The 23,753-nt window shown below is 60.9% G+C and carries 9 protein-coding genes; 7 read left to right on the forward strand and 2 right to left on the reverse strand.

Going from position 1 to position 23,753, the window contains the following annotated elements:
* Positions 1–25: 25 nt before the first annotated feature.
* The 3 genes from FHX16_RS05235 to FHX16_RS05245 all read left to right on the forward strand — a co-directional run bounded on the left by FHX16_RS05235 (position 26) and on the right by FHX16_RS05245 (position 15,458).
* Complete coding sequence (locus tag FHX16_RS05235; RefSeq protein WP_183859784.1) at positions 26–493, forward strand: DUF1579 domain-containing protein; 468 nt, start codon at positions 26–28, stop codon at positions 491–493.
* A 77-nt stretch (positions 494–570) separates the two neighbouring features.
* On the forward strand, positions 571–1,350 hold the full coding sequence (locus FHX16_RS05240; protein ID WP_183859782.1) for a VOC family protein: 780 nt from the start codon (positions 571–573) through the stop codon (positions 1,348–1,350).
* Positions 1,351–1,694: 344 nt separating this feature from the next.
* Positions 1,695–15,458, forward strand: a complete 13,764-nt coding sequence (locus FHX16_RS05245; RefSeq protein WP_259126712.1) for a VCBS domain-containing protein — start codon at positions 1,695–1,697, stop codon at positions 15,456–15,458.
* Between the two features lie 661 nt (positions 15,459–16,119).
* Here FHX16_RS05245 and FHX16_RS05250 read toward each other — a convergent pair.
* The gene (locus tag FHX16_RS05250; protein ID WP_246712546.1) at positions 16,120–16,680 is read right to left on the reverse strand and encodes a GGDEF domain-containing protein; all 561 of its coding nucleotides are present in this window, start codon (positions 16,678–16,680) and stop codon (positions 16,120–16,122) included.
* A gap of 517 nt (positions 16,681–17,197) precedes the next feature.
* Here FHX16_RS05250 and FHX16_RS05255 point away from each other — a divergent pair.
* Genes FHX16_RS05255 through FHX16_RS05270 form a run of 4 tightly spaced genes read left to right on the forward strand, consistent with a single transcriptional unit; the run spans position 17,198 to position 22,696 of the window.
* Entirely contained in the window at positions 17,198–18,559 is a 1,362-nt protein-coding gene (locus FHX16_RS05255; protein WP_183859777.1) for a TolC family outer membrane protein, read from the forward strand.
* Positions 18,560–18,578: 19 nt separating this feature from the next.
* Positions 18,579–20,741, forward strand: coding sequence for a type I secretion system permease/ATPase (locus tag FHX16_RS05260; protein ID WP_259126714.1), 2,163 nt, complete (start codon positions 18,579–18,581; stop codon positions 20,739–20,741).
* A complete protein-coding gene (locus FHX16_RS05265) occupies positions 20,738–22,036 on the forward strand; it encodes an HlyD family type I secretion periplasmic adaptor subunit (RefSeq protein WP_259126715.1) in 1,299 nt (432 codons plus the stop codon). Before FHX16_RS05260 ends, FHX16_RS05265 begins: the two co-directional genes overlap by 4 nt.
* Positions 22,037–22,696, forward strand: coding sequence for a ribbon-helix-helix domain-containing protein (locus FHX16_RS05270; protein ID WP_183859771.1), 660 nt, complete (start codon positions 22,037–22,039; stop codon positions 22,694–22,696).
* A 70-nt stretch (positions 22,697–22,766) separates the two neighbouring features.
* On the opposite strand, the gene FHX16_RS05275 is transcribed toward FHX16_RS05270, so the two are convergent.
* Positions 22,767–23,735 (reverse strand): transglutaminase-like cysteine peptidase, encoded by a 969-nt coding sequence (locus FHX16_RS05275; RefSeq protein WP_183859769.1) that lies wholly within the window; start codon positions 23,733–23,735, stop codon positions 22,767–22,769.
* Positions 23,736–23,753: the final 18 nt, after the last annotated feature.

The raw sequence follows: 23,753 nt of genomic DNA on the forward strand, positions 1-23,753 counted from the left end.
AACCATCCTCCAAGGGAGAAGGACGATGCAGCAAGCGAAAGTTCTGAAGGAGCACGAGCTCCTGGAAGACCTCGTCGGTGTCTGGGAGGTGACGGCGCCCGAGATGACGGGGCAGGAGCCGTGGACCGAGATCGTGCGCTCGCTTCACGGCATTTGGTTCGTCGCCGAGGGCGCCGGCCAGATGCCCGGCGGTGGCGCGGCAACGACGGTGCTCACCCTGGGCTATAGCGCCGAGAAGGGAAAATACGTTGGCACCTGGATCGGCACTATGATGGACCACATGTGGGTTTACGAGGGTGAGGTCTCCGACGACGGCAAGATCCTGAACCTCTACACGACGGGTCCCGATTTCACGGACGCAAACAAGCTCGCCGATTACCGCGAGCAGATCATCTTCCATGATCGCGACCACCGCACGTTCAACTCCGCCGCTAGGCAGCCAGACGGCTCCTGGAAGCAATTCATGGAAGCGCACTATACCCGCAAGCCTTAGTTGCGGGTGGATCGAACGGCATGGTTTGATACGAGGCCGTTCGCAACCGAACGGAAGCATCGCAAATGGAGAACCCGATGTCCGACACCCATGGAAAATTCATCTGGTGCGAATTGATGACGCCGGATCCCAAGGCGGCCGCCGACTTCTACGGCAAGGTCGTCGGCTGGACGACAAACGACATGAAGATCGAGAACCTGCCGCCTTATACAGTCTTCGAAGCCAACGGCGCTGGCGTTGCCGGCCTCATGGATTTTCCGGCAGAGTTGGAAGGCAAGGGTATTCCGCCGAATTGGACAGGCTATGTCGCGGTCGACGACGTCGACAAGTCCGCCAAGGACTTTGCCGCCAATGGTGGCTCGATCCGTCGTGAACCGGAGGATATTCCGACGGTCGGACGGTTTGCGGTCGTCGCCGATCCGCATGGCGCGGTGATCTGCATCATGACGCCGCTGCCGATGGACAATCAGCCTCCACCGGCACCGATGGGCACACCCGGCCATATCGGCTGGCACGAACTCTATGCCGGCAACGGTGCGGAAGCCTTCGCCTTCTATTCGAAGCTGTTCGGCTGGACGAAAGACCACGACATGGATATGGGCGAAATGGGCGCCTACACCATCTTCGCTGAACGCGGCACGCCGATCGGCGGAATGATGACCAAGCCGCCGAATGTCCCCATGCCGGCATGGGCGTATTACTTTAACGTGCCGGCCATCGATGCGGCCATAGAGCGCGTCAAGGCAGGTGGGGGAACGGTGGTGAACGGCCCGATGGAAGTACCCGGCGACAGCTGGATCATCCAGGCGATTGATCCGCAGGGCGCATTCTTCTGCCTCGTTGCGCCCGCCCGATAGGCGCGTTCAATGCCGCTTTTGATCTCAGGGCGAGCCGACCGACATCGGCTCGCCCTGAGCCGCATTTGGTGTCTCCAAGTACGCTGCCGGAAGGTGACGGAGGCAGATAAGGCGTCGAATCGAAGGCTGGAACATTCTGCGTTAGCGCCGACCGGGCGTTTGTATTTCATTAATTTTATTAGAATTTTAGCGGTTCCAGCGATATTCGGGGCTCGACCGTTAACTCTTCCTAAAACATTTTTGGGTGGATGCATAACCGGCTATGTCTTAAGCGGCTGCAAGTATTGATTTTGGCTCTTCTGCGTAATTGATTGGCCCCAGTTTCTCATTGGGGTTGTTTTGTTATGTCTATCGAAGATCCGCGCATTTCCGCTACTGCAAGCGAAAACGTCTCGCACGACTTCCGTCAGGACATTCATGAAGACGCAAGTATTGACGTTTCTGCTGCACAGGGTGTCGAAGTTGCACAGGTCGACAATAGCCAACAGCCCGAGAAGACCGACCGCGTGCCGGCGGCTCCGCAGACGATAGCCGCCAACGCTCATCCAGCCGAAATCGTCCCGGATCAGAACAACGTCGCTCACCTGCCGGCCGATGTGTCGATCGACGACATCCGCGTCGAAGGCAACAACCTGGTGCTTGTCCAGGCCGATGGCACGGAGATTGTGATCGTCAACGGCGCCCTGCATGTGCCGACCTTCCTGCTCGGCGAAGTCGAGCTGCCGCAGCAGGCCGTGATTGCCGCTCTCGAGCAGAACAACATCAACGTCGCCGCGGGTCCCGACGGCTCCTATTCGGCAAGTGCCTCCGCACCAAGCTCCGGCGCCGATTTCCAGGACACCATCCAGCAGGATCCGAACGATCCGACCCAGCTCGCGCAGTTGCTGGCGGACACGCAGCAGCCCGATCCGGGTCTCGGCGACCGCCGGGAACTGTTCGACGACCAGCCAACCATTTCCGCTGACCGGACGACAAACCTCAGCCTGACGGAAACAGAAGGCACAGAAGGCGGCTTCGAGACGCAAACCGTCAACGGCATATTCGGCTTCGATGGTGGCGCGGACGTCGGGGAGATCACCGAGGTCAGGCTTGCCGATTCGCTCAACATGGTCGAGGGCACGCAGAACGGGACGCACATTGACCTGATGTCCGACGGCAAGCCGGTCGTCATTACCGTCGATGGCCTGACGATCACCGGCAGCGTCGATGGCCAGCCGGTCTTCGTCCTGACCGTTACGAACGCGGCAAGCGGTGCCTTCACCTTTACGCAATTCGCTCCGCTCGATCACCCGGACAGGGGCGAGGCAGGCGTCAATGATATCCTGCGCCTTCAGTTCAGCTACACCGTCACCGACAAGGACGGCGACCAGGCCACCGGCGTCGCTTCGATCGACATCAACGACGATGGTCCGAGCACCGGCGACGGTGTTGGCCCGAGCGCGATCAACGAGTCCGATCTGCTGTCCGGCGAAGGAAACAACGCAGGCGTTCACGACGTCTCGCTCGGCATTCACTGGGGCGCCGACGCCGGCGCGCATCGCGATCTGACGTTCTCGACAGCGCAGGACCAGCTCGGCGGTCTGAAGTCCGATGGCCAGACGATTCAGTTCGCGATCTCCTCCGACGGCCACACGCTGACCGGCTTCATCGGCGAAGGCGAGGGCCGCACCGAAGTCTTCGTCGTCAAGCTTGATCCGACGGCGCCGAACGGCGCCTACAGCTTCACGCTGCTGCAGCCCCTCGATCATCCGCAGAACTCTGAGATCGGCAACACGCAGCTCGACCTGCATTTCAATTTCGTGGCGAGCGACGCCGACGGCGACACCGCGAGCGGTTCCTTCGTCGTCGATATCCACGACGACGTGCCGACGATCAATGGAGCCGTCCAGGCGGTCAACCTGCTCGCCAACGGCAATTTTGCGGCCGGCACTTGGGAGCAGCACAGCGATTGGGGTGGTCCTCTTGGCGGAGCGGCCAACGCCGATATCGGCTGGAAGGTCGACGGTACCGGCAGCGTGCAGCTTGAACGCGTTGGCAGCGGCTATCTGGGCATGACGACATCCAACGGCGCGCCGATGGTGGACATGGGATCGTCGCCGGGCAACACAACGATTTCCCAGGATATATCGGGGCTTGCCGAGGGGCAGACCTACAAGCTGAGCTTCCAGGCAGGATCGCCGAGTCCTGTATCCTCGGGGCTGGAAGTCTATTGGAACAACAAGCTGGTCTACACCTACTCGCCGACCTCCTCGATGAAGTCGATCGATCTCGACCTTACGGCGATCGGCGGTACCAATACGCTGACATTCAAGGAAGTCGGCAATAGCTCGGACAACACCGGCACCTACCTCGCAAATGTCAGCCTGACAGGGAGCACGACCGCTGCCGTCTTCACAGGTGCGGCAGGCGAAGACGACGTGATGTCCTTCAAGCTGGCGGCCGGCGAGCAGTTCAACTTCGGCGCGGACGGCGCTGGCAAGGTGGTGCTGGGAACCGCAACCGTTGCGTCGGCGGCAGGCATCGCCCTGACGCTCCATGCCGAGGACTACTTCTATCAGAATGGCGCAATCGTCATCAAAGCTGGTGTCTTCGATTCGCTGAATGGCGGCGAAGTCGCCACCGTCACCGTTCCCTTCACCGTGACTGACTCCGATGGTGACAGCAAGACCGGCGTCTATCAGATCCAGATTACCGGTGTGAACGATACGGCGTCCATCTCGGGCGTTGCTGCCGGTGCCGTTGTCGAGGACGGTCAGCTTCAAGCCAACGGCTTGCTCTCGGTCAAGGATGTCGACCACGGCGAAAATCATTTCCAGACGCCTTCGTCGCTTGCCGGCCAGTACGGCATTTTCAGCTTCAACCCGGCAACGGGGGCATGGAACTACACGCTCAACAATGGGCTCGCTCAGTCGCTTGGTCAGGGAGCGCATTTCAACGAGACGCTGACGGTGACCTCCGCTGACGGCACCGCGACGCAGACGATTACGGTGACCGTCAACGGCACCAACGACGCGCCGCAGCTCTCCGCGATTACCGGCTGGACCTTTAAGGATACGGCCGGCGACGACACGTTTGCGCCCGTGGTCGGTCAGCTGCAGTCCTCCGACGTCGATGTTGGCGATTCCGCCACCTATGGCATCAGCGGTACCGGTGTGGTCACGGGAACTTTTGCAGGTGACTATAACATCGAAAAGGTGGGGACCTACGGCACGCTCTACCTCAACAGCGCGACGGGCGCCTATTCCTACGTGCCGAATGATGGCGCGATCGAAGCACTGAAGAATGGCGCAACGGAAAGCTTCACGCTGACGGTGACCGATGGTGCTGGCGCCAGCGACAGCAAGACGCTGACGATCACGCTCGACGGCACCAACGACACTCCCGTCGCGGTCGCCGACACCAACATGGTGAAGGAAGCCGGCGTCGGGACGTTGGGCGACTGGAAGGCCGAAGGCAATGTCCTGAGCAACGACTCGGACCGTGATGCCGGCGACACAAAGGTCGTCTCGGACCTCAAGGACGCAGACATCCATGCCTTTGGCGTCTTCGTCAAGAACGGCGACTACGGCGTCCTGGAGCTCAACAGGAACGGCTCATATACCTACATCCTCAACAACTTCGACAAGGATACGAATCGTCTTGCTCAGGGTGAAACCGCCCACGAGACCTTCACTTACACGGTAAGGGACGCGTCCGGCGCCATCTCGACGACCACCCTGACGATCGAGATCAAGGGAACCAACGACGCGCCGAGCGTCGACTTCCAGTACAATACGGTCAAGGAGGGGATTTCGACCGCGGATAGCTCCGTCGCGACCGGCAACCTGCTTAACGGCGCGTCGGACGTTGATCACGGTGCGGTCCTGACGGTTGCGGGCGTCGATGGAAAGAGCAATGGTTCGACGGGCGTTGCCGGCGACTATGGCAAGCTCACCTGGGATGCGTCTACCGGCACATACAGCTACGCGCTCGACAACACGAAAGCGTCCGTACAGGCGCTGGCGGCGGGCGAAGTGCGCTATGAGATATTCTCCTTCACGATCAAGGACGAATGGGGTGCGACTGATACCAAGACGCTGACGATCAAGATCACCGGCACGAACGACGCGCCTGTGATCGCCGACAGTCATGCGACGGGCGCTGTGATCGAAATGGGCATGGACGCGACGGGAACCGCCCGCGGCGTAAACTCCGTTTCCGATACGCTTGTAAAGACCGACGTCGACTCGGACGATAAGCCCTCGAACGACAATTGGTCGGTTGTCGCCGGCAACGGACAGACATCTTCCGGTCAGATGGGCGTTGTTACCGCCTACGGCAGCTTCAAGGTCGATCAGGCGGGCAAGTGGACCTACACGCTGAACGATTCCAGTGCGGCAACGCAGGGTCTCGCGCTTGGCGAGACGCGGACCGAGACATTCACGGTCAAGGTGACCGACAGCCACAACGCGAGCGATACGCAGACCGTCACGGTAACGATTACCGGATCGAACGACGCGCCCGTGCTCACGACGGCGAACGCCGGTGCAACCCTCACCGAAGCGCCCAACACCACTGGCTCGAATTCCGAGCAGAAGGCGTCCGGTAGCCTGACGTTTACCGATGTCGACCTCAACGATGTCGGCCACACAGCCACTGTCACCGGCGTTGACGCTGCCGACACGAAGAGCGGTCTGCCCTCCAACCTGATGTCGTTCTTCAAGATCGACTCAGTGACGAAGGCACCGGGCAGCACGGCCGGCGAGATCAAGTGGACGTTCTCTGCTCCGGACAAGACATTCGACTATCTCGGCGCGAACGATCACGTCACGCTGAAATACACCGTCCTCCTCAACGACGGCGACGGCGGCAAGGTTAGCCAGGTCGTCACGATCGTCATCAACGGCACGAACGACGCGCCAGTCATTACCGGCGGCTCGACGAGCGAGTGGGTGGTCGAGCACGGTTACAACTGGCTCGGCTTGCCGCGCGGCGAGAGCACTGCCAGCGGCACTCTCACAAAGACCGACGCTGACCTCGACGACAACAGCTCGAACGACTCCTGGTCGATCACGCCTCGCGCCGGCCAGGTCGTTGACGGAGGCTCCGTCAAGGGTCTCTACGGATCGATATCGGTCGATGCCAATGGCAAATGGACCTACACGCTCGACAATACGCTGGCCTCGACGCAAGGCCTCGCCCTCGACGCGACGGCCAGCGAGAAATTCGATGTGGCGGTCACGGACACCCACGGTGCGACCGCCACCAAGACGATCACCGTCAATATCCTCGGATCGAACGACGCGCCTGTCATCGCGGATTCCCATACAACTGGCAGCGTCATCGAGGGGGGTGTCGGCACGAACGGCATTGCGACGATTTCCGATACCCTGGTGAAGTCGGATGTCGACTCCGACGACAATGCGACCAACGATTTCTGGGGTGTCGGCAACCCTTGGCTGACCACAGACAACGGCAAGTATGGTTCGCTTTCGATAGACCAGGCCGGCAAGTGGACCTACACGCTCGACAACAGCCGTTCGGATACGCAGGGCCTGTCCGCTGGCAAGGTTGTCACCGAGACCTTCCAGGTGTGGGTCACCGACAGCCATGGCGAAAGGGATGTGCAGAACGTTGTCATCACCATTACCGGCACGAACGATGCGCCAGTCATTACCGGCGGCACGACGAGCGCAACGGTCGTTGAGGCCGGCGCCGGCACCAATGGTGATGCGATCGAGAGCGGCACGCTGACCAAGACGGACGTCGACAGTGACGACAACAGCGGCAACGACAGCTGGTCGGTGGTGGCCTCCGGCAACCAGACTCAAGACGGCTCCTCGGTGAAAGGTGTCTACGGCAAGCTTTCCGTCGACCAGGCCGGCAAGTGGACCTACACGCTCGACAACGGCCTGCCGGCAACCCAGGCTCTGAAGAACGGCGACAATAAGCTTGAAACTTTCACGGTTCAGGTCACCGATAGCCACGGCGCGACCGACACCCAAACCGTCACCATCACGGTGCGCGGAACGAACGATGCTCCGGTCGCCAACGACGATACCTTCACGGCAAGCGAAGACGGCGTTTCCTCTCATGCTTCGTCGGCGAACCCGCTCGTTGTCGGCAACGTTCTCGCTAACGACACGGATGTCGACAGCGCCAGCCTGAACGTCACCGGCATTTCGAACGTGACGGTCAATACCGCGAGCGGCACTGGCCTGACGCTTTCTGTGGCGAGCGAAGGAAACGGCGTCTACAAGATCGCCACGAACTTCGGCGACGCCCACATGTCCGTCGGCTCGAATGGCGACGTCAAGATCTGGTCCGACAACGGTGAGGATCCGTTCAAGGCGCTGGGTGTCAACGAAACCGCGACCATCAAGTTCAACTATACCGTTTCCGACGGCAGCAGCAGCGATACGGCGAGCGCGACCATCACGGTCCAGGGCTCCAACGACAACCCGGTGGCTGTCGACGACACGACCCTGGGCGGCGTTGCGGCCACCTACAGCGACAACTTCAACAATTCCGGCACCGACGGCTGGACCTTCGTCAAGCTCTCGGGCAATCCCAGCTGGTCGATGAGTGGAGGCAGCCTCGTCGAGCGGACCGACTCGTCCTCCAATGACGGCAACGGCATCGCGCTCGCACCGGCAAACAGCCTGCCGGCCGGCAGCAAGTATTACACCATCGAGGTCGATGGCGATCCGAACACCGGCAATGGCAACCCCAAGTCCAACCAGGCGCTTGGCGTGGTCTTCGGCTATCAGGACTCGACCCACTACTACCGCGTCTACTGGAAGGATTTCGGCACCGACTACGCCAACCAGGGCACCCACCGCGATCTCGTTCTCGAGCGCGTGGATGGCAACCAGGTCACGGTTCTGGACATGGTCGACAAGGCCAACCTTGGTCCCAACACGATCCACTTCAAGGTCGAAGTGGATGGCGACGGCATCAATGTCACGGTGCAAGGCAACGGGCAGCCTGTGGTGCTCCATAGCTCCGAAATTCCGGCTCTCGGCGGGTACGGCGTCTATACTGATGATAACGACGACGGCATTGCCTACGACAACTTCACCGCATCGACCGGCGGCGGCCCGATCACGACCGCCGAGGACACCGCGCTGACGATCAAGGCTGCCGACCTGCTGGCGAATGACAGCGATGTCGACGGCGACACGCTGAACCTCGTCAGCGTCAGCGGCACCTCCGCGCACGGCGGTACGGTAACGTTGAACAACGGTGTCGTCACCTACAACCCTGCCGCCAACTACAACGGCAAGGATACGTTTACCTACACCGTCAACGACGGCCACGGCGGCACCGCGACGACAACAGTCACCGTCAACGTCACGCCGGTCAACGACGCCCCGACGGCGGTCACCCTGACGGGCGCCATTTCCTCCATCGACGAAAATACGGTCATCGGAACCGGCATCAAGGTCGCGACGCTCGGTATTGTCGACGACGAGCAGGGCACCAACAACTACTCGCTTTCGGGCGCCGACGCGGCTTCCTTCGCGATCAAGAACGGCAACCTCTACTATGTCGGTGCGTCGCCGAACTTCGAGGCGAAGTCGTCCTACAGCGTCACGGTCAACGTCGACGATCCCACTGTCGGTGGTTCGGTCGACGCTTCGGCGAACTTCACGCTCAACGTCAACGATGTCAACGAAGCGCCGACGGCGGTGACCTTCTCGAATGTCGTCGCATCGATCAACGAGAACACGGCAGTCGGTCCCGACGGTATCAAGGTTGCGACGCTCGGCGTGGTCGACGATGCGCTCGGCACCAATGGCTACTCGCTTTCGGGCGCCGACGCGGCGTCCTTCGCGATAAAGAACGGCGCTCTCTATTACGTGGGCACCTCGCCGAACTTCGAGGCGAAGTCGTCTTACGACGTCACGGTCAATGTGGACGATCCGGCCGTCGGCGGTTCGGTCGATGCGTCGAAGAACTTCACGCTTGTTATCAACAACGTCAACGAGGCGCCTGTCGGCGTCAATGACGAAAACGCGGTGTTGGAGAACAAGACCGTCGTTTCGAGCCAGAGCGTGCTTGCCAACGATACAGACCCGGATGCCGGCGATACCGGTCACCTGGCGGTCGGCGCCATAAAGGGCTTCAATGACGGCGTTGCCGCGTCCGTCACGGCAGCCGGCACTGTCAGCCATGGCAAGTATGGTGATCTGGTCATCAAGGCTGACGGCACCTACCAATACACGGCGAACGCTCTCGCCGCCGAGGTGCTTCCGAAGGGTGCTCAGGTCGACGATACCTTCACCTACACGGTCAAGGATCCGTCCGGACTGACGTCCACGGCAACCCTGACCATTCACGTCACGGGCGATAACAATATTCCGCTTGTCGGGGTCATCTCGCCTGGGAACGACGTCAATGAGCTGCCGGATGCCCATGCCCAGGCTGTCAATGTTGAAGGACAGCTGCTGGTTGCCGATTTCGATGTCGGCGATACCGAAACGCCCTCCGTGACCGGCGCTACGGCAACATGGACCGGCGGTGTCCTGACGCCGGAGCTTGCGGCCGCCCTTACCAACACAGCTGCCCTGACCTTCGGATCGTCGCCGATCTCGAACGGCAGCGTCTCGCTCATCAACTGGAGCTACCATCCGGGCGCACAGAACCTCGACTTCCTGGGCGCTGGCCAGACGATTACGATCAAGTACGACATCCAGGTCAGCGACGGCACGACCGCGACCCCATCCTCGATTACCGTTGTCATCCATGGCACCAACGACGCGGCGGTCATCGGTGGCACGACCTCGGTCAACCTGACGGAAACCGACGCGCCGCTGAGCACATCAGGACAGCTAACGATCACTGATGTCGACAGCCCGGCCACCTTCGTGGCGCAGACGGACGTTGCCGGCACGAACGGCTACGGCAAGTTCACGATCACCGCGAACGGCGCCTGGACCTATGTCGCCAACACGGCGCACAACGAGTTCGTCGCCGGCCAGCACTACACCGACAGCGTGACGGTGACCTCTGCCGACGGCACGACGACGACGGTGACGGTCGACATTCTCGGCACCAACGACGCGGCGGTCATCGGCGGCACGACCTCCGTCAACCTGACGGAAACCGACGCGCCGTTGAGCACGTCTGGTCAGCTGACGATCACCGACGTCGACAGTGCTGCGACCTTCGTGCCGCAGACGGACGTTGCCGGCACGAACGGCTACGGCAAGTTCACGATCACCGCGAACGGCGCCTGGACCTATGTCGCCAACACGGCGCACAACGAGTTCGTCGCCGGCCAGCACTACACCGACAGCGTGACGGTGACCTCTGCCGACGGCACGACGACGACGGTGACGGTCGACATTCTCGGCACCAACGACGCGGCGGTCATCGGCGGCACGACCTCCGTCAACCTGACGGAAACCGACGCGCCGTTGAGCACATCAGGACAGCTGACGATCACCGACGTCGACAGTGCTGCGACCTTCGTGCCGCAGACGGACGTTGCCGGCACGAACGGCTACGGCAAGTTCACGATCACCGCGAACGGCGCCTGGACCTATGTGGCCAACACAGCCCACAACGAGTTCGTCGCCGGCCAGCACTATACCGACAGCGTGACGGTGACGTCCGCCGACGGCACGACAACGACGGTGACGGTCGATATTCTCGGCACCAACGACGCGGCGGTCCTGACACCGGTCGTTGCCAATCTGACGGAGGGTGACACTGCGGCCGTGATTAGCGCATCCGGACAGCTGACGATCACCGACGCGGACAGTCCGGCCAGCTTCGTGGCACAGAGCGACGTCTCTAACCCCGGCGGCTACGGCAAGTTCTCGATCGATACGAACGGCAACTGGACCTATACGGCCAATTCCGCGCATGACGAGTTCAAGGCGGGCCACACCTATCAGGAGGTCTTCACGGTCTCCTCGGCAGATGGCACAACGACGACGGTGACGGTCAGCATCGGCGGAACCAATGATGCGCCGGAAACCAACGCGGCATCGGGCAGCGGCAACGAGGATGCATCCTCGATCTCTGTCGCTCTGTCGGGAGGTGACATCGACGGCACGGTCGCATCCTACAAGATCAGCGACCTGCCGGCGAACGGCAAGCTCTACAGCGATGCCGGTCTGACGACTGAACTTCATGCTGGAGACACGGTAAGCGGCTCGACGGTCTATTTTGTGCCGGCCGCGAACTACAACGGCACGACAAGCTTCCATTACGCAGCAGTCGACGACAACGGCCTGGCCGACAGCACGCCGGCGACGGCGACGATCGCGGTGGCCTCGGTCAACGACGCGCCGGTCATCACCTCCAACGGCGGTGGCGATACCGCGGCCATTACGATCGACGAGAACACAAGCGCCGTCACGACTGTGACAGCAACGGACGTGGACAGTTCGCAAGCGAACCTGACCTATTCGATCGTTGGCGGAGACGACCAGAACCTCTTTAAGATCGACGGCTCCGGTAACCTGAGCTTCAAGGACGCGCCGGACTTCGAGCATCCGCTCGATAATGGCGCGAACAACATCTATAACGTCATCGTTCAGGTTTCCGACGGCAACAAGACCGACACCCAGACGCTCAATGTCACGGTCAAGGATCTCCAGGAAAACGTTGCGCCGGTCCTGACTCTGTCGAATAGCGCTTATGTCCTCGATCAGTTCAACCAGCAGGCCTATAACGGCAACGACGGTACCGCGAACTGGAAGACGGACTGGATCGAGTACGGCGAGAACGAAGGCAATGCTGCTACGACCGGCGATGTCCGGGTGAGCAATGGCGCCTTGCTTCTTACCGATACGGATGCAGAGATCGACACCTTCGGCGATTTTGTCCAGCGCACAGTTGACCTTACGGGCGCGACCCAGGCGACGCTGACCTTCGATTATAAGCGGGTCAGCATGGAGTCTAGCGATGCCATCCATGTGCAGGTGCTGAACAGCAACGGTAACTGGGTGGAGGTGGCGACCGTCAGCGGTAATGGTCAGGATGACGCAGGCTTCACGACTGTAACCGTCAATCTTTCGGCCTACATCTCGTCCGCGACCACGATCCGCTTCTACTCAAATGACGATATCGATGACGGCGACAAGGTCTTCATCGACAACGTCAAGATCGAATACACGACGACGCCGACGTTCATCGAAGGCGGTTCGGCTGTTGCGGTCGTTACCAACGCCGTGATTGCCGATGCCGACGCCAACATGAGCTCGGCCACCGTCAAGCTGACCAACGGCCAGGCAGGCGACGTGCTTTCGATCGCCGGCCAGGCAACCACGACCGGCACGATCGGCGGCATCGCCTACAGCATCAGCGGCAACACCGTTACCTTCACCGGTTCTGCCACCAAGGCTGCTTACGAAGCTGCGATCGAAGCCGTCCGCTTTGCGAACAGCTCGGAAAACCCGAACGGCGCTGACCGTACCTTCCAGGTCGTCGTCAACGACGGCCTCAACTCCAACACCGCGACGACGATCGTCCACGTGACGGGTGTCAACGATGCGCCGGTGGTCTCGAACCTCGTCGTCACCGAGAGCGGCATCAAGTTCACGCTCGCGGATCCGGACAGCTCCGGCTTCACGCTTGCTTCGCCGTTTGCCACCGCATTCGGCAGCAACCCCGGCCTCCATGTCGGCGACAACACCCTGACGCCGACGGCACAGGCCAGCGTCGTCAGCGGCACGCTGACTGTCAGCGATGGGGCTTTGTCTGATAGCGTCGTCAACGTCATCCTCGGCACCAACGGTACCAACTCGTCGCTAACCGCCTCTGGCTCGACCCCCACAGCCATCTATGGTTTCGGCGGAAACGATACCCTGACGGGCGGCTCCGGTGCGGACTGGCTGTTTGGCGGTGATGGCAACGATACGCTCGACGGTAACGGCGGCGCGGATACGCTCTCTGGCGGCGTGGGCAATGATAACTTCCTGTTGGCCAATAACGATTGGGTTGCTGGCGAGACGATCGACGGTGGAGTTGATAGCGATACAATTACGCTTGTCGGCGCCACGACTGTCGACTTCACGACCGGCACGATCAGCAATGTCGAAACGCTGACTGGCAGCTCAAGCAGTGATACGGTTACGATGTCGGCCGAGCAGCTTACCGGCTTCACCTCCATCAACCTCGGCAGCGGCAACAGCGACTCGCTGACCGTAAGCGTAAACGGAACAGCCGATATCTCCTCCTCCGCGCCGACGATCTCGAACGTAGAAACGTTGAAGATCACCGGTTCGACCGGTAACGACAACCTGACCATCAGTGCCCAGCAGTATGCGGCCTTCGACAGCATCGATCTCAAGGGCGGCAACGACACGTTGACGGTCAACGTCGCCGGGACGACCGATCTTTCGGCTATCAGCGCGACGCTTGTCGGTATCGAAACCTCCAAGGTAACTGGGTCGACCGGTGCTGATACGGTCACAGTCAGCAATTCGCTTTCCGGCTTCACTTCGATTGACCTAGGTGACGGCGCTGATACGCTGAAGATCGCCGGCGGCTTTACTGACAGCAACGACGCTCAGCTCGCTCGCATAGAAAACGTGGTGATGGCGAGTTCGGGTACCCTCAACCTCTCGCACCAGTCCGAAGGGCTCACGATCACCGGCTTTAGCGGCAATGACGTGATCACCGGCGGTTCTGGAGAAGACAGGATCAACGGGGGTGCTGGCGCCGATGTCCTTACGGGTGGTGCCGGTAGAGATACATTCGTGATCGCCTCAGGTGAATCCACGCCTATCGCCGCTGCAGGTAGCACCGGCAACACTGCGACAAGGAATGAAAACGGCACGATCAGCGGATACGACAAGATCACGGATTGGGGAGCGGGCGGCACTGCCGACAAGCTGGATTTCTCCGTAGCCCCGGTAAAGGCCTTCGCTTCTGTGAACGGTTCAGACTCTGCGCTGACTATTGGCGGCGACACTGTCGAGTCCCACAGTGTCAATACCACTACTGGAATGACCACTTTCTATGGTAACGACAACTTCACTCAATCCTTGTCGGTGACGTCGACTTCGGGCTTGGCCGCGGTCGTCCAGTACCTCATGGCGAGTGATATTGGCGATGCGGGCGCAACGCTTGCATTCACGGGGATGGGCAACACCTACGTGTACCAGCAGACTGGCGCCACTGCCGGCGGCACGCTGGTCGAACTTTCTGGCGTCACCCTTGCCAACGTGTATGCGAGCATGGGGTCCGCGGCCACGTTCGCCATCGACCCGATCATCCTCGACCTCGACCACAATGGCGTCGCCCTGACCACGCTCGATCACGGCGTCCAGTTCGACATCAATGCCGACGGCCACAAGGATCAGATCGCCTGGACAGCCGGCAGTGATGGCATCCTGGCCTTCGACGTCGACGGCAACGGCAAGATCGACAATGGCAGCGAGATCTTCTCGCCGCACTTCGCCGGCGGCAGCTACGTCGATGGCCTGGCGGCGCTAGCGACTCTCGACAGCAACCATGACGGCAAGATCGATGCGGCCGACGAAGCCTTCTCGAAGCTCACCGTCTGGCAGGACCTGAACCACAACGGCATCACCGACAGCGGCGAACTCTCGAGCCTCTCGGATCATTCGATCAGCAGCATCTCGCTTGATGCGAACGCTTCAAACTCGGAGATCAACGGCCAGTCGATCCTTGCCGACGGCAGCTATACGTTGACGGACGGCTCGACCGGTCACTTTGTCGAGGTTGCCTTCGACACCACGCTTGGCGGCAGCAATGCCTACTCGCTGATCGGCAGCGACGGCGACGACATCCTGTCGGGCGCCGGAGGCATGTACACGCTGACCGGCGGGGCAGGGGCTGATACCTTTGTTCTCGACGCCGATGCCCTTGCTGACGTCAAGCTCGCCGACGTGATCACCGACTACAAGGCCAGCGAAGGCGATACGCTCGATGTGTCGAAGCTTCTCGACAGCCTGCTCGGTCATCAGGCCACCGAAGCCGAGGCGCTCGCCAGCGTCAAGACGACGGTATCAGGTGCGGATACCGTGGTCAGCGTCAACGCCAATGGCGGCTGGCACGATGTGGCTGTTCTCCAGAACACCACCGAAGCGGTCAAGATCCTGTACGACGACAAGCACGATACGACGACGGCCCCGCACGTCGGCTGATGCTTGTATGAACCAGCGAGGGAAAAGGCGCCGCTTGGCGCCTTTTCTGCATTCTGGGCTTATCCGTCAGCGGTCCACGGCCGAGTACGCCTTCTCAGCTCTTGAAGCAGAGAAAGTCGCTTCGGCTCTTCCCTCGAGTGGCTGCCGTCATGAGTTGATATCCGCGACCGCGACACCGGAATCGCTCGCTAGGCTGCTTGGCTACTCATCCTCGATGTGCGCGTGTGCCTGAAGTCGGTGGGTTCGTTGCCACGGCGGTCTGCCGTCGCGGGCATTACTCTACCTAGAGAAACTGCGATGGGCCGGCGGATGTGGTCGAGAACCGGTGTCTTGAACGGTAGCTTATGGGCGACAGCCGGCATTCGTTGATTCCGAAGCCGGCAACAAAAAGGCGTCCTTTCGGCACCCCACGCTGCTGACAGCCTCTTGTTGTTTGACACCCTTGCTTCTCTGTCATTCCGGCCTTAAGCCGGATTCCAGCTGTCGTGCGTCTGCGCGGCTAAAGAGCCCTTCGCGATCAAGGGCTTGGTCACGCTGGACACCGGCACCAGGCCGGTATGACGGCAATGACTAACTCCGGAAATCAATCGAGCTGACGGCTCTGTCAGCAGTCCGGCGCGCCCTGTCGGCGCCCCGGACTGTTGGCCGTGGACCGATCAGCTCAAGCGGCCGGCAGTCGTGACATCGGAATCGCCTCGTCGCTGTCGCCGCCGCGCTGCATGGCCATTTCGTCGGCGAGCTGGCGGATGTGGTTGAAATCCGTCGGCCCCTCGAAGACCGCGCCGCCGAGACGGATGCCGATGCTCATTGGGGTGCCTTCGTCAGAGAAGGACGCTTCCGCCACCCGCCGGCGGATACGGGTGCCGACATCCTGGGCGTTCTCGACGGTAGCGCCCGGCAGGAACACCCCGAGTTCGTTGGTGGCAAGACGGGCCACAAGGTCGCCCTTTCTGACCGAGGACTGGATGATGGCGGCCAGCGACTGCATGACCGTATCGGCCCATTGCGGGCCGTAGCGCCGGCTGATCTCGTCCAGCGTATCGACGACCACGGCGATCATCACGCCGCCGGCGTCGGTGGCGATTCGCTTGCGTCGGTCGATGTAGTGTTCGACGGCCGCGGCAAAGGCCGTTCCGTTCAGCGTCTTCGTTACGGCGTCGTGGCGCGCAGTATAGTTAACGGTTTCCTGTAGTTTTTTGAGTTCGGCGACCTTGAACTGCAAGATCAAGAGCAGCGGAAATGCAACAAAAAGCGAAATTACGCTTGCGCCGACAAATCCCACCAAAATTGGTCGATCCGGCACGAGAAGGTTTAAGATAAGTAAAACGCCGACGGATCCGGCCGCGAAGCAGACAGCGCCGAGGGTGGCGATCCGAAGAGCTGAAACGATTGTGGCTGAAGAGTAACGCTGGCCTAGATTCATCGCGGTCATGTCCGTTTGAAAGTAGTACCAGATAAACAGGTCCGGGCAAAACCCCCGTTAAAAAATCCTGTAAAATTCTTGCTTTAGGCAGTTGTCCACCGCGATTAACTGTTTTGGGACGAATGCTCGCGGTCGTAATTGGAATGTGGAAAGATTGGTGTTACTTATTTGCCGAAGAACAGTCTTTGGTATACGGGTACGCCGTGTGAATCTTTGATGTTGAGGGGCATCGATCTTGTTTAAGGCCAAAAGAATTTTTGCAGCATTGTCTGCGACGGTTGCTTTAAGTTTTTCGTTTTATGCTGATGCCAATGCAATGTCTCTGCAGCAGGCCATCGAAAAGACGATGAAAACGAACCCGCAGATCTTGCAGGCTGCGAAGGATCGTGAAGCTGTCGAGTTTGAACTGCGCCAGGCGCGTGGTCTATACTTGCCTTCCGTAGATCTGGAGAGCGGGATCGGGCGACGTCGCTTGTCGAACGCCAGCTCCGGGTCGCTGCGAGATGATAGTGACTATCTGTCTCCGGGCGATGTTGGTCTGACGATCTCGCAGACACTATACGATGGTGGCAGCCGTCGCGCTCAGGTGCAGCAGCAGGCCTCGCGCGTCGATGGCGCTTCCTTTCGGGTCCTCGAACGCTCTGAGTCGCTCGCCCTCGAAGTGACGCAGGACTACCTGGAATACGTGCTCCAGAACCAGATCGTTGCAGCTGCAAAGCAGAACGTTGCCTTCCACTCGCAGATGGTCGGCGATATCGACGAGAGCATCAAGGGCGGCGCCCTGACGGATGCCGACCGCCTCCAGGGCAGCGAGCGTCTGCAGGCCGCCAAGGCGCGCCTGCGCGAAGCGCTGGAAGAGCTGGAGCAGACGAAGATCCGCTTCCTCCAGGTCGTCGGCGAGCCGATCACCAATACGCAGACGCCGCCATCGGTCGCCAAGTACGTTCCGAAGACACTGAACGATGCGGTGTTCGTCGCCGCCAAGAACAGTCCGCGCATCTATTCGGCCAATGCTGATGTCGATGCGGCCGATGCCGGCGTTCGCGGCGCGCGCGCCAACTACATGCCGAAGGTCAACCTCGAAGGCACTGCCCGCGTCGGCAACGATATCGACGGCGACGAAGGCAACACCAACGACTATCAGGTTCGCGTCGTTGCCCGTTGGAACCTTTATCGCGGCGGCATCGATGTTGCTCGCGAGCAGGAGCAGATTCGCCGTGCCGGCGAGCAGCGTTACAATCTCGCCCAGGTGCAGCGCGAAGTCGAAGAGTCGGTCCGCTCTGCCTGGAATGAGCGCGTCAGCCGTGGCGAGCTCTCCGGTATCCTCAACAAGCAGGCCTCGATCAACAACCAGCTTGTCGGTTCCTATCGCGAGCAGTTCAAGGTCGGCCAGCGTTCGCTGCTCGACGTGCTCGATGCGCAGAACACCCGCTTCAACACACAGGTTCTCGCCGATACCGCGCGCGTCGCGTCGCAGTTTGCCGAGTACAAGATCCTGGCGGCCTCGGGCAATCTGCTTCAGACGATGAAGCTGAAGCCGGTCGAGCAGTCCAAACCTTATGCGCGGGAAGAGTTTGTTGTCCCCGCGGGCGTCGCGAATCCCGGATACGTCGAGCTTGATTCTCATCAGAAAGCCGGCATGCCCCTGGACCTCCTAGCGCCAATTCGACAGCAGTAGTCGACATGGCCATGGAACAATGCTGAACGTAGCGCTCGAGACCTCCAGCAGCACACCGCTGCAGACATTCAAAGCCGCATTCAAGTCCGTGGCTGCGTTCTATGGCCGACCAAGCTCCGACACGGTCCTCTTCTCCGGTCTTCCGGATGAGGTGACCGAGTCGCTTGAGCTGGATGATGTCGAGCGCATGGCCGAGCGCATCGGCTTGCAGGTGATCAAGCATCAGGAGCGTGAATGCCGCCAGGGCAATTTCGATTGCCCGGCGATCGTCGCCTTTGCGGATGGCAGCGTGCTGCCGCTGCTTGAGATCGCCGAGGACGGCTCCTATGTCACGGATATCGTTCCGATTGCCGGCAACGCGATCCGCCTGACGCGGGAAGAATTTCTGGCGCTGAAGCCGCAACTGGCCTTTGCCTTTACGCTCTACTATCAGAACGCCTCGGAAGAGGCGCTCGTCGGCAATGCCGTCGAGATCGAGAAGCGGCATTGGCTGGCGACGACGCTTGCGCCGTACTGGCGCACCTATGTCCGCGTCATGGTCGCGGCGCTGTTCATCAACCTGATCGCGCTCGGATCGCCGCTCTTTACCATGAACGTCTACGATCGGGTGCTGCCGAACAAGGCGATCCCGACGCTTTGGGTGTTGGCCGCTGGCATCTCGCTCGCCTATATCTTTGACTTCCTGCTGAAAACCGCACGCTCCTCGTTGATCGATTATGCGGGACGCAAGGCGGACCTGCGCCTCTCGCAGCTGCTCTTCGACAAGGTGCTCAATTCGACGCTCGCTTCGCGGCCGATGTCGACGGGCGAATATGCCAACCGCGTGACGCAATATGAGTTCGTCCGCGAGTTCTTCACGTCGAATACCATCGGCGTGCTGATCGACAGCCTGTTCGTCTTCATCTTTCTCGGCGTCATTTATCTGATCGCCGGCTGGCTTGTGGTTATCCCGGCCGTGGCGTTCGTCTTGTCGGTTGTCATCGGCCTCTATGCGCAAGCAGCGATTGGCAAGCGCATGGCGACCGCCGCCAACGAGGCATCGCGCCGCCAGTCGCTGTTGGTGGAGACGATTTCGACGATCGAGACGCTGAAGAGCCTGCGCGCCGAAGCGACGATGCTACGCCGTTGGCAGGAGCTCACCAAGTATTCGAGCCGCACCAGCGAGGATATCAAGCATATCTCGACGAATGCGATCAACCTGACGATGTTCATCCAGCAGATGGTGAGCGTCCTGATCGTGATTGCCGGCACCTACGAGTTTTCGGAGGGGCGGATTGCCATGGGCGCGATCGTCGCGACGGTCATGCTGGCGAGCCGCGCCGGCGCGCCGCTCGGCCAGATCGCCATGACGCTGGCGCGCTTCCGCCAGGCTACGATGTCACTGCGCATCCTCGACAAGATCATGGAGCAGCCCGACGACCGCCCGTCGACTGTCGGCTTCGTCAACCGGGAGATCACCCGCGGCGCCTTCAGTTTCCAGGACGTGTCGTTCCAGTATCCGGGCTCGGACTATCCGGTCATCAACAAGCTGTCCTTTACCGTGAAGCCCGGCGAGCGGATCGGCATCATCGGCCGCATCGGCTCGGGCAAGACCACTCTCGGTCGCTTGCTCGACGGGCTGTTTTGCCCTTCGGGCGGTCGCGTGCTGATCGACGGCGTCGACATCCGTCAGTATCACATGGCCGAGGTTCGCTCGGCGGTCGCCGTGGCTGGCCAGTCTTCCGATCTCTTTTCTGGAACGGTGAAGGAAAACCTCCTTATCGGGCGTGCCGACGCAACCGACGAGGAACTCCTCGAGGTCGCTCGCATGACCGGCGTCGACGAGTTTGTCGGCAACCATCCCCGCGGCTTCGATATGCCGGTCGGCGAACGCGGCACGAACCTGTCGAGCGGCCAGAAGCAGGCGCTGACGATCGCTCGTCTGCTGCTCACGAAACCGAAGATCGTGTTTCTCGACGAGCCGTCCGGCGCCATGGATCTGGCCACCGAGCGCAACCTGATTGCGCGCCTGTCGCAGGCGATCAGCCGCGACACCACACTTCTGATTGCCACCCATCGCTACAGCATGCTTGAGCTTGTCGATCGCCTGATCGTCGTCGACAAGGGCCGGATAATCGCCGACGGGCCGAAGAATACGGTCATCGAAGCCATGCAGCGTAAGCCAGCGGGGGCGCAGCCATGAGCCTCGCAAGCAATCGCCACGACAATCCTCCGCTTCTCGCCCGCGGCATTCTGGCATTGGTGGCTCTCGTCATTGCGAGCTTCATCGCTTGGGCGGCAATCGCTGACATCAACGAGATCGCCCGCGGTGAGGGCAAGGTCATTCCGGTGTCCAAGACCCAGATCATCCAGTCCTCGGAGCCCGGCGTCGTCCAGCAGATCGCCGTCGTCCTCGGTCAGGTGGTTCGCAAAGGCCAGCTGCTCGTTCAACTCGACAACACCACAACGACATCCACGCTTGGCGAGTCCGTTGCCAAGGCGCGGGCTCTGGGTGCCAAGGTTGCACGGCTGAAGCTCGAGGAGGCCGGCCAATACGACGCCGCGTTCGTCTGCCCCGAAGAAATCATGTCGGTCGCCAAGGACGTCTGCAGCAACGAGGAGAAGCTCTTCGCCGCTGATCGCGCGAGTTACCAGAACAAGCTCGGGGTGTTGCAGGAACGCGTCCGCCAGCGCGAGAACGAACTGAGCGAAGCGCACGCCAATATCGATCGGCTGGAGCAGAATATCGAAGGAGCGCAGCGCCAATACGACCTCATTCATCCGTTGGCCCAGAAAAAGCTGGTCGCCCAGACGGAAGTGCTGAAGACCGAGCGCGATCTCACCGATCAGCAAGGCCAGCTCAAGGTCTACCAGGAAAGCATAGACCGCCTGCAGGCCGCGGTGCAGGAAGCCAAGCTGCAGCTCGGCGATCTTGCCCTCGAACTGCGCCAGCAGGCGCTGACGGACAAGGCGCAGGCGCTGGCCGAACTCTCCGTCGTCGACGAGACGATCCGCGGCGCGTCCGACCGCGTCAAGCGCACCGATATCCGCTCGCCGGTCGACGGCATTGTCAACACGCTCGAGGTCAATACCATCGGCGCCTACGTCGATCCGGGCCGCGTCATCGCTGGCATCGTGCCGACCGCTGATACGCTGCTCGTTGAAGCGAAGATTTCGCCGCGCGATGTCGCCTTCGTGCGCCGCGGCCAGCCGGCCGTCGTCAAGATCACCGCCTATGACTTCTCGATCTTCGGCGGCCTCGAGGGCATCGTCGAGAACATCTCTGCCGATAGTCTTGTGGAGAAGGAAAAGGGCGAGACCTACTATCTGGTGCAGGTCAAGACCGACAAGTCCGCCCTGGAGCGCAACGGCAAGTCCTACCCGATCATCCCCGGCATGGTCGCATCGGTCGAGATCATGACCGGCAACAAGACGGTGCTGAGCTACCTGATGAAACCGATCAACAAGGCGCGCAGCGAAGCGCTGACGGAGCGATAGATGTTGATCGTCAAGCCAAGCAGCAATGCCCTCTCCAAACTCGAGCCGATTGAAGAGCCATTGCCTGCCATCGCCGCCGACGAGATCGAGCCGCGCTTCCGGGCGGTCGTCGGTCGGGGCGGCGAGCGTCGCGGCATCCGTCTCGAGGGGATCTACTGGGATGGCCTCGGCCGCATGTCGTCGGCGGGCAAGATGAGCACTGCCGACCTCGTGCACTACACCGCCTCGCAGATGCCGGAGTCCGGAAACCTTGCGTCGCTGCTGCGTGTGCTCAGCTTCAAATGGGCGCTGCGTCGGCTGGATACAGTCGAGGACGCCTCATCGATGGCTAACGTCAACGCCATCATTCAGGCGTCGCCGTCGCCGACAATCCTGCTGACCCAGGAAAAGAAGATCCAGCTCTTCAACGATCCCTTCCTGACCATGCTCCGCCAGCGCCTGCCGCTTGGCGATGCGGCGCAGTTGACGAAGACCTTGCGGTTCTCGATCGATACACAGATCGACGAGGCGATCGCCACGCTTTATCGCAACAGAGGCAGGACACTGAACACCGGCTTCACGATTGCCGTCGGAGCGGCCTCGATGAAAGGCCAGATCAATCTGGCTCTCGCACCGACGCACGAGAAGCCGATGCTGATTGGCTACGTCTCGCGCTACTGATCGCTAAATGCGGACATGGAAAAGGCGGCTGAAATTCAGCCGCCTTTCCGGTGCCCCAGCCATGGTTACTTCAGAACGCCATGCCTTCGCCCGGAGCGATCTTTTCCAACGGCATGGCCGAAGCCACTTGCTTGGCGCCGGTGCGCGTTCCGTGGAGGTAGCCCTTGCCGTCCGCGATCGAATAGAGCGGAACGTAGTCAGGCAGTTTCGTGTCCGGCAGCACCTCGTCACGCATGTTGTCGAGGATGAAGCGGTTGTCGTTGACCGCGACGGAAAGTACCGCGTGGTAGAAGTGACGCCTCTGATCAAAAAGGACGACAACGGACATGTCCTTGAGGTCGACGCCTTCGGCATGCAGAGCAGCCATCTTCAGGATCGCAAAGTCTTCGCAATCGCCCTGCTGGCGCGAGAGGGTTTCGGCCGGCGTCGCCCAGTAATCGGCCACCTTGTAGGTGTCGATGTCGCGGCTGTAGCGGATCGTGTGGTTGATGGTGACGTTGACCGCGTTCAACTTGTCGCGGATAGAGGACTGCGACGTCTTGGCAAAGGCAACCTTGATCGCCGTCGTCGTTTCGGAGCATTGAGCCGCGTTGCAGTCGATGGCGGTCCCATCAGTCATTTCCGACAGCGAAGGTGCGAATTTCTTTAATGCGGCGAGCCGCTTGAAAGGGATGGCGACGGTTCCGAACGCGGCAGTGCCGGTTGGCGCGGCAATCGTCGCGCGCGCGACCGGCTGTTCCGGCGCGACGCTCTCCTTGACCCAGCGGGCTGGCTCGGGCTGCAGCGTTCGGGTCAGTGCGGCCACATCGATGGCGGCGATGGTCTTTGCGATATCGTTCGTCGCCAGGCTGACGAGGCTGGCAACACTGCCAAAGGTCAGCGCGCGCGCCGCATCGGCCGCGAAATCGGCGGTGTACATCGCGCCCGAAATCTGTGGCGAAGGCAGGACCGACGCGCCGGAAAGACTCGGTGCAACACTGGCCGCAAATGCAGCCAGAGTAAAAGCGGCAATGTTGTTTGTTTTTATACTGCGCTTCATGAAGTCGTCGCCTCTTCT

This window comes from Rhizobium sp. BK661 (assembly GCF_024808825.1).
Classification (GTDB): Bacteria; Pseudomonadota; Alphaproteobacteria; order Rhizobiales; family Rhizobiaceae; genus Rhizobium.